Origin of the sequence: Shewanella fidelis ATCC BAA-318, from assembly GCF_000518605.1 — a bacterium.
In the GTDB taxonomy this organism is placed as follows: Bacteria; Pseudomonadota; Gammaproteobacteria; order Enterobacterales; family Shewanellaceae; genus Shewanella; species Shewanella fidelis.
In genome coordinates this window covers 1-13308 of sequence record NZ_JADX01000030.1, presented here as the reverse complement: position 1 = coordinate 13308, position 13308 = coordinate 1, and the positions used below count along the sequence as shown (strand labels likewise).

At 43.6% G+C, this 13308-nt stretch carries 7 protein-coding genes; all 7 read left to right on the top strand.

Annotated elements, in window-relative coordinates:
* The first annotated feature begins 15 nt into the window (after positions 1 to 15).
* The 7 genes from L884_RS0113475 to L884_RS0113445 all read left to right on the top strand — a co-directional run bounded on the left by L884_RS0113475 (position 16) and on the right by L884_RS0113445 (position 13026).
* Positions 16 to 4668, top strand: coding sequence for a beta strand repeat-containing protein (locus tag L884_RS0113475; RefSeq protein WP_211239204.1), 4653 nt, complete (start codon positions 16 to 18; stop codon positions 4666 to 4668).
* Between the two features lie 93 nt (positions 4669 to 4761).
* On the top strand, positions 4762 to 6939 hold the full coding sequence (locus tag L884_RS0113470; protein WP_028767991.1) for a type I secretion system permease/ATPase: 2178 nt from the start codon (positions 4762 to 4764) through the stop codon (positions 6937 to 6939).
* Positions 6936 to 8318 carry an HlyD family type I secretion periplasmic adaptor subunit gene (locus L884_RS0113465; protein ID WP_028767990.1) on the top strand — a complete coding sequence of 461 codons (1383 nt, stop codon included), beginning with the start codon at positions 6936 to 6938 and terminating at the stop codon, positions 8316 to 8318. Before L884_RS0113470 ends, L884_RS0113465 begins: the two co-directional genes overlap by 4 nt.
* Positions 8319 to 8348: 30 nt before the next feature.
* A complete protein-coding gene (locus L884_RS0113460) occupies positions 8349 to 9770 on the top strand; it encodes a TolC family outer membrane protein (protein WP_028767989.1) in 1422 nt (473 codons plus the stop codon).
* On the top strand, positions 9767 to 10372 hold the full coding sequence (locus L884_RS0113455) for an OmpA family protein (protein ID WP_028767988.1): 606 nt from the start codon (positions 9767 to 9769) through the stop codon (positions 10370 to 10372). Before L884_RS0113460 ends, L884_RS0113455 begins: the two co-directional genes overlap by 4 nt.
* 18 nt (positions 10373 to 10390) lie before the next feature.
* A complete protein-coding gene (locus tag L884_RS0113450; protein ID WP_028767987.1) occupies positions 10391 to 11098 on the top strand; it encodes a transglutaminase-like cysteine peptidase in 708 nt (235 codons plus the stop codon).
* Positions 11099 to 11106: 8 nt separating this feature from the next.
* A complete protein-coding gene (locus L884_RS0113445) occupies positions 11107 to 13026 on the top strand; it encodes a bifunctional diguanylate cyclase/phosphodiesterase (RefSeq protein ID WP_028767986.1) in 1920 nt (639 codons plus the stop codon).
* Positions 13027 to 13308: the final 282 nt, after the last annotated feature.

Genomic DNA, 13308 nt, shown 5'->3' with positions numbered 1-13308 from the left:
ATTGGCAATGATGATGTGCAGCTGCAAGTCACTATCGATGCTGCCGACTTTGAAGCCGGTGGCTACGTGACACTGACCATTAACGGTGGCGCGGACATTCAACTGAGCTTCGCTGACTTCACTGATGATGGCAACGGTAATCTCACCTTTGGTAACTACACCTATGCCAACGGTGTGATCAGCTGGACTGAAACGGCACCAGCTGAAGACGAGTCCATCACGGTCACAGCCACCCAGACTGATGCCGACAACAACACCTCGGCGCAAGGCTCAGATACTGCAACCGTTGCTGATGAAACCGCACCCAATGCACCAACAGTATTGATTGTGGATGACAATAACGGGACAAATAACCAAGGCGATGGGCTCCTGACTCAAGCTGAAATTGGCAATGATGATGTGCAGCTGCAAGTCACTATCGATGCTGCCGACTTTGAAGCCGGTGGCTACGTGACACTGACCATTAACGGTGGAGCAGACATTCAACTGAGCTTCGCTGACTTCACTGATGATGGCAACGGTAACCTCACCTTTGGTAACTACACCTATGCCAATGGTGTGATCAGCTGGACTGAAACGGCGCCAGCTGAAGACGAGTCCATCACGGTCACAGCCACCCAGACTGATGCCGACAACAACACCTCGGCACAAGGCAGCGATACTGCAACCGTTGCTGATGAAACCGCACCAATTGAGCCGACAGTCACCATCTTAGACGACAATGCTGTAATAGGTGCGAATGAATACGTTAATGACGGCTGGCTAAATGCAGATGAAATCGCTTCTGGGGGCAGCGGTGTTCAAATTCAGGTAAATGTAGATCATGCCGAATTGGATGACGGTGGTTTTGTTACGTTAACTATTACCAATGGCAATCTTGTATCCACAGTAACCTTAAGTCTCGATGATGATGGTGATCTAGTAGTTAATGGCTTATCAAGCACTGCAAGCTCTAATTTCGCCTATGATAACGGTGTTATTACTTGGAGCGAAAACACTCCTAATGAAGGGCAAGAGATTTCTGTCAGTGCCACGCAAACCGATGAAGCAGGCAATAGCTCAACCAGTGGAAATGATACAGCTGCAGTGACAACGGTTAATGCGGTTGATGATGCTCAAGGCACCTCATTTAGTGCAAGCGCAAGCTCTGCAGACAACTGGGGAACAGAGAATGGCACACAAGTAAATCCATTGTTCACAATTTCTGCAAGAAATGCTGATGGTAGTATTGGAAGTGTAAATTATGAGCTAGGAGATAATAACAAGCTTGGCGTATCTGGTAACCCTAGGACTGATAACAGTAGTGGCGTTGGGCAAATACAGTTTGATTCAACCACAGGTCAATCAGAGGCTCTTATCTTCAGCTTTAATGGGCTATGTAACGAAGCTACTTTCGATGTCAGTAATATGTTTTACGAAGAAAGTGGCGGCGAGCAAGGTGTTTGGAAAGCCTATTATCAAGGTCAACTTGTGGCAATGGATACCTTTAAGACTGAAGGTAGCAATAGTGGCACATTTACCATTAATACCGGCAATTTAGTATTCGATACTTTAGTCTTTGAAGCCACATATACAGTAGATGAAGCATCTGGAGTCGATCTTGGTGAGGATTCTTCAGACTACTACCTAACATCAATTGAAGTATCAGGGCCAGCTCTTGGGGGAGACGCACTCGTTGTTAACGAAGGCGAATCTCTATCTGCAACTGCGGCTGAAGGCTTATTAGCAAACGATAGTGATCAACAAGGCCATGATTTTGCCATTACTAGTGTTAATGGCACTGATTTTGGTCAGAACTCGAGTGTAAATATCACTTTTGCTAACGGCGCAACAATAACGGTTAATGCTGATGGTAGCTACACATTTAATACTAATGGTGCCTATGACCACTTAAGCCAAGGTGAGCTAGAAACTCTCGAATTTAACTACACCATTACCGATGAATATGGGGCAACAGACACAGCTACAGTCACCATTAACATCATAGGGATAGATATTCCTCCAACGGCATTAGATGCTAGCGTGAATGGTATCGAAGATACTGCGTTATACCTGCAATGGAACGATTTTAACGTCACAGATGAAGATAGCTCTGATGCCGAACTAGCAATCAAAGTAAGTCAGCTTCCTAATGCACAAAATGGTTTATTGGAATATTTTAATGGTACTAACTGGACTGCAGTGACAGTGAACACCTTACTGACATCAGCCATGTTTGATGCCAACCAAGTACGCTTTACTCCAGCGAACAACCAAGCGGATGGTGACGATTCAGCTTCAGGCATCGGTAACCAAGGCGACGCTTTGGCTGAATTTGAATTTGTTGTCACAGACGGTACGTCAACAAGTGATAGCTCAACAATAACGATCAATATTGACGCCAGAGCTGACGAGCCAACATTAACCGCAAGTACAGGTAATGTGAAGTGGGTAAATAGCGTTATTGATAATCAGCTACCAACAAATAACGTAACGGTTGGTGATAGTATTTTAGACGCCAATATCGAAGCAATAGAAACTGGTCGTTCAGCCACTGCACAAGAAGATATCAATACTTATCTAAAAGGCGTTGATAACGATACGAACGATCTAACGGGGAACTCTGGCGACGATGTATTTATCGGCGGTAATTTCTCCGACAGACTTCTAGGTCAAGCTGGCAATGACGTGTTCTTTGGTGGTGGTGAAAATGACGCGATTTACGGCGGCGAAGGTATTGATACCGCTGTTTATAGCGGTAACTTCGCTGAATATACCATCACAAATCATGTCGATCATTCCTTTACCCCTTATTTATTGGTCAATGACAGCTTGAATCGAGATACTAGCACCATCAGTACAGGCGAGCTTGATGCTGGTGATCACTTATATGAAATTGAACGCCTAGTGTTTGCTGATGGGATCTATACCGTCAACCCTGACGGTACCTTAACCCAAGTGCAAACTCAGGAAGTTGCGCTGGATATTCAAGCCTCTCTTGTCGATACTGATGGCAGTGAATTGCTATCGAATATCACCATTGAAGGTGTTCCTGATGGCGTTTATTTATCTGCAGGTAATTACTTAGGAAATGGCACTTGGTCTGTTACTCAACAAGAGTTAACCGACCTAAAAATTAGGGTCGCAGAAGATTACACTGGAGATAAAGAGTTCGCGCTTAATATTCAGGTAACGGCGACTGAATCAAGTAACAATGACAGCGCAACGTCTTCAACCACCTTAGAAGTCTCGCTGCGCGACTACAGCTTTGATACAGGCACCAATGGTGACAATACCCTGCAGGGCACTGACAATCACGACATCATTGTCAGCGATACCTCTGGTATTCAAATCGTCCAAGGTGAAAACTATAACATTGCCTTTATTTTAGACTCATCAGGCAGTATGGGAACTTCTGCCGTTGATACCGCAAAAGAGCAATTAATCGAAGTATTTAAAACTCTACAAGCAGCAGCATCGGGTCAACACTCAGGTATCGTAAATATTGCGGTGATTGACTTTTCTGGTAGTGCAACAACTAGCATATCTATCAATATAAATAATCTAGATATCACTGCACTAGAAAACGGCAACGTAGCTGCATGGAACGCCATTACCAGCGGTGGGCAAACTGACTATGTAGATGCATTCAATGCAGCCACCAACTGGTTTAATAGTAATTTAGTTACAGATAATCAGGGCAACAATATTACCTACTTCATTACTGATGGTAAGCACAATGGAGGTGGTGATCAACATGGCGCGTTTGACCTATTAAACGCAGTATCTGAAGTTGAAGCTGTTGGTATAAAGCAAAATATTGATGCTACAGATTTAGTTGCTTACGACAGTGACGGTCTTGTTAGAGCTAAAGTTGATGTAAGCAACTTATCCAGCGTAATTTTGGGTTCAGAGACCAATTTAATCCCAGGTGATGACCAGTCAAACGGCGCTCAAGGTAACGACATTATCTTTGGTGACTTAGCTCAGTTTACTGGTATTGATGGTCAGGGCTTCACAGCATTACAAGCTTTGGTTGCCCAAGAAACAAATACCAATGAAGCTGATGTATCGGTACAAGATATCCACGCCTTTATCACGGCTAATCCTGCAATGTTTGATATCGCCAATATTAATGATGGTGCGGATACCTTAACCGGAGGTGAAGGTAATGACATTCTGTTTGGTCAAGGAGGTAACGATTTCCTCATTGGCGGAATGGGAGAAGATACATTAATCGGCGGCTTAGGTGACGATAGCTTAACAGGGGACGACGGTGCCGATACATTCATCTGGACTGCTACCTCTGTTGATGGCTCCAACATGACAGATCTTATTACTGACTTTAACCTAGCGGAAGACAAGCTCGACTTGAGCGATATTTTGCAAGGTGACTCCGTAAGTGAGCTATTGCCTTTTATCGAGTTTACCGATGTAAACGGCTCAACCAGTATCAATATTGATACTGACCAAAATGGCAGTTTTGATCAGCATATCGTGCTCGATGGTGTCGATCTATTTGCCCAATTTGGCAATAACGAGTCTGACATTATCTCCGGTCTGCTTGGTGATAATGGTGACGGTCCACTAATAGTAAGTACTTCTTCCGGCGAGCCTTTAGTTCAATCTGTTAACACTCCAGATCCAGTGGATGAACTAATTAACCAAAATGGAATAAACATACCATAACAAAGAAGATACAAGTGACCTGTAGCAAAACAGGTCACTTTGTCCGATACTTCAATAATATCAATAATAAAATCTTAAGGATAAGACTCTAAAGTGTCTGCTTCAGAATCTCAAAAGACTGAGCAATGGACGATTTCGGCCTCACAACGTGTCAAAGTCGACCCGCTGCTAGATAGTTTGGTCTTACTTACCGAATACTTCGGTAGCCCTTGCTCTTGTGATTCACTTGCAGCAGGCTTGCCTATGCAAGGTAATGTCCTAACCCCAGAGTTATTGCCTCAAGCGGCAAGCCGTGCAGGGCTTGCCGCTAAACTGTCACGCAAAGGTTTGGATGAGATCTCTGCAATCATGCTACCCTGCATTTTGCTGCTAAAAGATCAGAAAGCATGCTTATTACGCGAACTCGATATTGAAAAGGACCGAGCGGTCATTCAACTTCCGGAAACCGGTGGTGAAGAAACCTTATCTATTGAGGCATTAGAAGCCCTGTATGTTGGCTACCTATTCTTAGTTAAACAAGAATACCGCGGCGACATGGGTCTTGATATCCATTTACATGAAAGTAAAACTCATTGGCTATGGCAAACCATTAAAGACTCCGCCCCAATCTATCGTGATGCGCTAATAGCATCTGTGCTGGTTAATCTATTTGCCTTAGTCTCGCCGCTCTTTATCATGAATGTTTACGATAAGGTCGTGCCTAACCTTGCTTTCGACTCACTATGGGTACTCGCTATTGGCGCAGGTATTGCCTACATTTTTGACTTAGTGATGCGGCAACTAAGAAGCTACTTGATTGATGTCGCAGGTAAGAAAGTCGACATCATAGTGTCATCTAAACTATTTGCTAAAGCTATTGGCATCCCACTAGAGAAACGCTCACCTAGCGTTGGCGGCATGGCGAAACAGCTTGGTGAATTCGATAGCATTCGGGATATTCTTACCTCGGCGACCATTACCACCTTAGTCGACTTACCCTTTGCACTGTTTTTCTTATTCATCATTTATCTGGTCGCAGGTGATTTAGCGCTGATACCTTTTGTCGGCAGCATTATCATTATTGGCTATACCTTAATCATGCAGCCAAAACTAAAAGCCGCCATTGATGAGAGTAATAAGTTTTCTGGCCTCAAACATGGTCATCTCATTGAATCGCTCGCCTCTATTGAATCCATCAAGTCGAGCGGTGCTGAAGGCTTAGTGCAAAAGAGCTGGCAGCAAATGATCGGCCATACTGCAAACTGGCAGCTAAAAAGCAAAAAGATCACCACTTCGGTAACCAATATGGCAACCTTTGTGGTGCAAACCTCGGTCATTTTTGTTGTGATACTAGGTGTCTATCGAGTTTCAGAGAACGAAATATCTATGGGCGGAATTATCGCTGCGGTAATTCTATCAAGTCGCGCTATATCTCCTATGGCACAACTCGCAGGCTTAATGACACGCGGCAACCAAACTGCAAGCGCACTAAAGCAACTTAATGAGCTAATGACCCAAGAAGACGAATTTGAAAACAAAGGTCACTTGGTAAGTCGTCAGCGCTTACTTGGGCAAATCTCTGCCCATCATGTGAGTTTTAGTTACCCTGATTCAGAGCGACCAATATTACACCCATTATCCATAAATATTGCGCCAGGCGAACGGGTTGCGATTATTGGTCGTAACGGTTCAGGCAAAAGCACTTTAGCAAAACTACTCGTCGGCTTATATCAGCCAACCAAAGGCAGCTTAACCTACGACGGGCTTGATTCTGCACAGATCCATCCAAGTGATTTACGCAGAAATTTTGGCTATTTACCGCAAGATATCACCCTCTTCCACGGCACCATTCGTGACAACATTTTATTTGGTACGCGCCAAGTTACTGAGCACCAACTTATTAGAGCAGTGCAACTTTCAGGGGTAAACCTATTTACCAACTTAGAAGCTGAAGGTTTAGATCAACAAGTTGGTGAAGGTGGCAGAGCATTATCTCGCGGCCAAAGGCAAACCATCTCACTCGCCCGCGCGACCTTAAATGATCCGCCAGTACTCTTAATGGATGAACCGACCGCCAGTTTAGATGCACGTGCTGAAAAGCAATTTATCAATGCAATGCAGAATGTTAGCAAAGACAGAACCCTGCTACTTATCACCCATAAGATGCATTTACTTAACCTTGTTGACCGCATTATAGTACTCGACCGTGGACACATAGTAGCCGATGGACCGAAAGCCGATGTACTTAAAAAGCTCAATGAAGGCTTGTTAGCAGGAGCCGCAAACAAATGAGTAAGCACTTAACAACTCATGATCTAGAAATGGTCGATGACGTTTATGGGGCTATGATGACTGATGCCCCAGCCAGCCATCGTCTTACGATTTGGGCGCTCGCGGCCCTCGTTCTTACCTTTCTGCTTTGGGCTTATTTTGCTGAGCTCGATCAGGTTACTACAGGTATGGGTAAAGTCATTCCCTCATCTCAAGTTCAAGTGATCCAAAGCCTTGACGGTGGGATTTTGCAAGAAATGTACGTTCAAGAAGGTCTTATCGTCACTAAAGGTCAACCTCTAGTTCGTATTGATGCTACTCGCTTTCAATCTGATTTTGCCCAGCAAGAGCAAGAGGTCAATAGCCTGCAAGCCAATGTTATTCGCTTAAGAAGTGAGCTCAATAGCATTACTATTTCAAGTATTACCAATGACTGGCGTGAACAAGTAAAAATAGCACCGCAAACCCTGGTATTCCCAACGGTATTGGAAGAAGCAGATCCTGAACTCACACGTCGTCAACGAGAGGAGTATGTTGGCCGTTTAGATAATCTAAGCAACCAACTTGAAATCCAAGCGCGACAAATTCAGCAACGTAATCAAGAGATCCAAGAGCTAGCTTCTAAAATTAAAACCCTAACCACAAGTTACCAGCTCGTCTCAAGGGAGTTAGAACTCACTCGTCCATTAGCTGAAAAAGGCATTGTCCCAGAAGTTGAATTACTCAAACTTCAGCGTGTGGTAAATGATATTCAAGGTGAACTTGCCTCCCTACGCTTACTCCGACCTAAAGTTAAATCCACCATGGATGAGGCGATTTTAAAGCGCCGCGAATCAGTGCTAATTTACGCAGCAGACAGTCGCGCACAACTTAATGAAATGCAAACCAAGCTTGCTCGTATGAATGAAGCGCAAGTCGGTGCCCAAGATAAAGTCAGCAAAGCAGAGATCACCTCGCCAGTTAACGGCACAGTCAAAACAGTACATATCAATACCCTTGGCGGCGTAGTACAACCCGGTGTCGATATCATCGAGATAGTGCCGTCAGAAGATAAACTGCTCATCGAAACTAAGATTATTCCCAAAGATATTGCCTTTCTCCACCCCGGTTTACCTGCCGTAGTTAAGGTCACTGCTTATGACTTTACTCGCTATGGGGGACTAAATGGTGTTGTAGAACATATCAGTGCTGATACCACTCAGGATGAAGAAGGCAACAGCTTTTATATCGTAAAGGTAAGAACTGAATTTTCTAGCTTAACTAAAGATGACGGCACCGAAATGCCAATCATACCAGGCATGCTAACCTCTGTTGATGTGATTACAGGGCAAAGATCAGTTTTAGAGTACATACTTAATCCAATATTGCGGGCAAAAGACACAGCGTTAAGAGAACGCTAGGCCCAATAAAACGACCAGGAGGGGTTAACAATGGATAGCAGTAAAATACGGCAGCTCAAACGCAGTGCACTGGCACTCGCGGTTAGCACGCTGATAATACCGGCTACCGCTTATAGCCAAACACTAGAGCAGGCCGTTGCACATACTTTGGATACCAATCCAGAAATTCGGATTGCCTTTAATCGCTTTAAAGCTCGTGAAGAGCAAGTCAATCAAGCTATCGCAGGCTATATGCCAACGGTAGATATCAGCGCAGGATATGGTTGGGAGCAAACAAATAGCCCATCAACAAGACGTCGTGCCGGTCAAGGCGAAGTCGATGACGAGGGCGTAATCGAGCTCGAGCGAGGTGAAGCCGGTTTTAGTATCAAGCAAATGCTATTTGATGGTTTTTATACTAGCAGTGAAGTTGATCGCTATAGCTTCGAAGCAAGTGCCGAGCAATGGGCATTATTTGCTGCAGCCGAAGACATGGCGCTAGATGTAGTCAACGTTTACATTAATTATATTCGTAGCGAGCAAGTGCTTGTATTGGCTGAAAAGAATCTTGAAAGCCATAAAGATATTTATGACCAAATCAAGCAACGTACGGACTCAGGGCTAGGTTCTACTGCTGATTTATCACAAATTACAGGTCGCTTAGCACGTGCAAATGCTAACGTTATTTCGGCACGGAATAACTTTTACGATGCTAAATCACAGTTTATTCGAGTGGTAGAGCAAGAGCCTGAAGACATGATAGTGCCGGTTCCTGATGCTGATATGCTACCTGCAGATCTCAGTACCAGTATTATTTTGGCTCAAGAAAATCATCCTATTCTCAAGTCTGCTTCTAGTGACATCAATGCTGCTGAGAACGAAAAGAGTTCAGCCCAATCAAACTATTACCCTAAAGTTACGCTAGAGCTTGATGGTAACTGGAACAATAACCTTGATGGCGAGGATGGTATTTCTGGTACAGGTAACTTCCAACGCGATGTTGGCGGCCACAACAATGACCTAGTTGCTATGGTACGGTTAAAGTACAACCTATTCTCTGGTGGTCGCGATCTTGCCCGTGAAAAAGAAGCTGCCTACAAAATTGGTGAAGCAAAAGAGATCCGCCAACGCGCTCATAGACAAGTCGTTGAGGGAGCTAATTTAGCCTGGAATGCCTACGAGCTTTTAACCCCGCAGAAAATGTATATCCGAGATCACGTCATCGCTGCGAAAGAAACTCAAGTCGCTTACAGCCAGCAATTTAATTTAGGCCAACGCAGTTTATTGGACTTACTCGATACCGAAAATGAGCTGTTTGAAGCTCGAAAAGATTATTTGGAATCTGAGTATGACGAAATTATCGCTCAATACCGTGTACTGAACGCAACTGGGCAACTACTTGATTCTTTACGTGTGACCAGGCCTGACGTTTGGCAAGGTGAAAGAGACTACGAAGGAGGAGTCCCACAATGAGAACCCTATTAATACTATTAAGTGTTGCCATATTAGCTGGCTGCTCGATGCGAGATATCGCTACAATGGACGAACCTACAGTGCAAGTTCATGATCTCAACGATATTGACCAAGATGGTGTCATTGTCGCTAGAGAGCGCTGCACAGACACAGTGTTAGGCGCCAGTATTGACAACTATGGTTGCGGTCAAATTAAGCCCATTAATGAGCGCCAAGAGTTAAAAATCCTCTTTGCTAATGACTCATACTACATAGATCCTATGTATTACCCTCAAGTGGAAGTTATTGCCGTATTTATGCGCGAATTTCCAAACACTCAGGCCGTTATTGAAGGGCATTGCAGTAAAACGGGTACCCATGAGCATAATCAAATCTTGTCTCAAAATCGCGCCAACGCTGTAAGCTCTTTGCTTTCTGAGCGTTTTGGTATTGATTCAGATAGACTCAGTGCTATAGGTTATAGTTTCGACAGACCTATCGACTCTACGCATACTGCTGCGGCTCACAAAGTTAATCGCCGAGTCATTGCTGAACTCACCGGTGATGATACGACAGCTGACATGAAGTGGCATATCTATACCGTAGACGAAGAAGTTAAATAGGAGTTATAACGGAGCATCATGATTGGCCGGCTTTCTCAATTAAAAAAATTACCAAAAGTCTGCCAATTCAAATTGACGGTGTTAGCTTTGTCTGTCTCCTGTCTTTATGCGGCTCCGCTCAAACAACTAGACACTGTTCATATAACCCAAACAATTGAATCACAGTATGGTGAGCGTGCGGGTAAAAGAATCAGAGCTTGGTTTAAAATTTTAGATGAAGCAAAAGACTTGCAAGATAGCGACAAAATTTTATTAGTTAATAACTTTTTTAACTTATTTCATTTTGTCGATGATATAAAACTTTGGGGAATGAAAAACTATTGGGCTACGCCCATGGAGTTTATCGGAGTCAGTGGTGGAGATTGTGAGGACTTCTCAATTGCCAAGTACTTTACTCTGCTGCAACTAGGTGTTTCAGAAGACAAACTACGCATCACTATGGTTAAAGCAACCAGTGTCAATCAATACCATATGGTGCTTGCGTATTATGAAACGCCAGGCGCTATCCCTCTCGTTTTAGATAACCTTGATAAGCAAATAAAACCAGCCACCCAAAGAACAGATCTGGTTCCCGTTTATAGCTTTAATGGTCGACAACTTTGGTTAAATAAAGAAAAAGGACGAGGTGTTCTAGCTGGCTCTTCATCAAAGCTCGCAAAATGGAATGACCTAAAACACCGCTTGGGTGTTGAACGACTCAATCAACCCAAGATAAAACTGGAGTAGTTAACAAGATGACACTGTTTCGACAGATATACACACTACTATTAGTACTGTTTTTGCTGGTTGTAGCTAGCTTAGGTTACGTACAATTTACCGAAACCCAAAGCTTTCTCAGCAAGCAAATGGAGTCTGATCTTAATAATACCAGCCACTCTTTGGGGATTATGCTAGTACCCGATCTTGAGGCTGGTGACATCGTTGGTGCAGAAACACTGATTAATGTCATTTTTGAAGGCGGCTACTACCAACAAGTAAAACTGACATGGTTAGTGGATGGCAAGCAGCAGGTCTGGCAAAACCCCGTCACTATTGAGGGGGTTCCACAATGGTTTATCGACTTGGACTTGTTTAAAACCATTAAACGCGAAAGCACAATAACCTCGGGCTGGATCCAACTCGCACGCCTTGAAATCACGGCGCACCCTGGATTTGGTTATCATGAACTATGGCGCACCATGACCAACGCTATCATAGTCTTTTCAATTCTATTTCTTATTGCCATTATCTTCGCTCGTATCGGCCTAACTTGGATCTTACGCCCACTACATGGCATTGCTGAACACGCTAAAGACGTAGCCAACCGTAAGTTTGGCCCAGATATGAAAGTGCCTAGAACTGTTGAGCTAAAATCAGTGGTACTTGCATTCAATAGCATGTCTTCCCAATTAAAACAGATTTTTAACTCTCTCGACGAGGAAGTCGGAGAGCTAAGGAAAAAGAATCTAGTCGATCAAGTGTCAGGCTTACCTAATCGTCAGTATATGATGGGACGTTTAAATAGCTGGCTAAGTGAGCCTAAAAGCGGTGCACTAATGATGGCTAAATTTGACTGGCTTGAAGAAGTACACAGTAAATATGGCTATCAAGTTCGTGATGAAACCATCAAGCTCCTCTCAGATAAGATGAAACAACATCTAGATGGTGTAACCGTTTCTGTGATTGCCCGCATTGCAGCCTACGAGTTTGCGTTCTTGATCACCAGCTCTGAACATGAACAAACAAGCAAATACCTGCAAACCCTCATCCGTACAATCAATCAAGAAATGTCAAAAGCGGGCTGTAAGCCTAATGAGGGTTTTGCTATCGGTATTGCCGAGCGTATTGGGCAAATGTCAGTAACAGATATTCTTGCTCAAGCTGATAATGCACTACAAAAAGCGCTCCAAGGCAATCAGATTTACCATTGGTTTGAAACCAATGAAAAGCAATTGTTCACCCGTGAGCAGTGGCGTGATCATCTAAGTAAAGCGATTACTGAAGGTAAATTTAAGTTCAAATGGCAACCTATCTTGCTCAATGATTCCAATGCCATTTTACAAAGAGAGCTTTATTGTCAGCTAGAGATCCACGACAAAATGATCCCAGCAGGTCAGTTCATGCCTTATGTGGAGCTTTTATCTTTAGGTACACTGCTAGATAAATGTTTAATACAAAGCCTGCATGATAAACACTTATTAGATAAAAACTTTGAACCTATTGCGGTTAATCTCACCTTCCAAAGCATGGGAGATAATGAGTTTCATCAATGGCTTAATCAGTTTTTGCGTTCTTCAGCTCTTAGTGAAAGATTATGTTTCGATATTCCTGAAGCAGCAGTGTACAGTAACCCTGAAGCCTGCCAAATGCTTTGCGCCATCATTCGTGATAATGGCTCACACTTTGGTATCGATCATTTCGGCCGCCAATTTGGTTCCATGTCTTACCTACAAAACCTACGCCCAAGCTATGTCAAATTGGATCAATCTTTTGCCTACTATGACGAAAGTGAGCACAGCAGCGAACTATGCCGTGCATTGATAAATGTAGCTAAAGGTTTAGATGTAGAAGTGATAGTGACAGGGGTGGAAGAAGAAGAGCAGTTAACCCGCTTTACCCCACTCAAAACCAACGCCTATATGGGTTACATCTCGCCACCAGTTGACGTTGACTGATCCAACATAAGGTGAACTCAAAAGCCTCTAGATTTCTCTAGAGGCTTGATGTAAAAGTGGTCGCATGACAAAAGAAAGAGGATTCTTGCTCTTTTTACAGTAACTAAAACGAAAAAAGCCTGTTGATTTCTCAAGAGGCTTTTCGAAAAGTGGTCGGCCATGGTTTCGTAAAAAGAGAGGATTCGAATCCGTAGTGATATATGGCAAATACAAAAAAGCCTCTAGATTACTCGAGAAGCTTCATGTGAAAGTGGTCGCACGACGAAAGAGTGAGGATTCGAA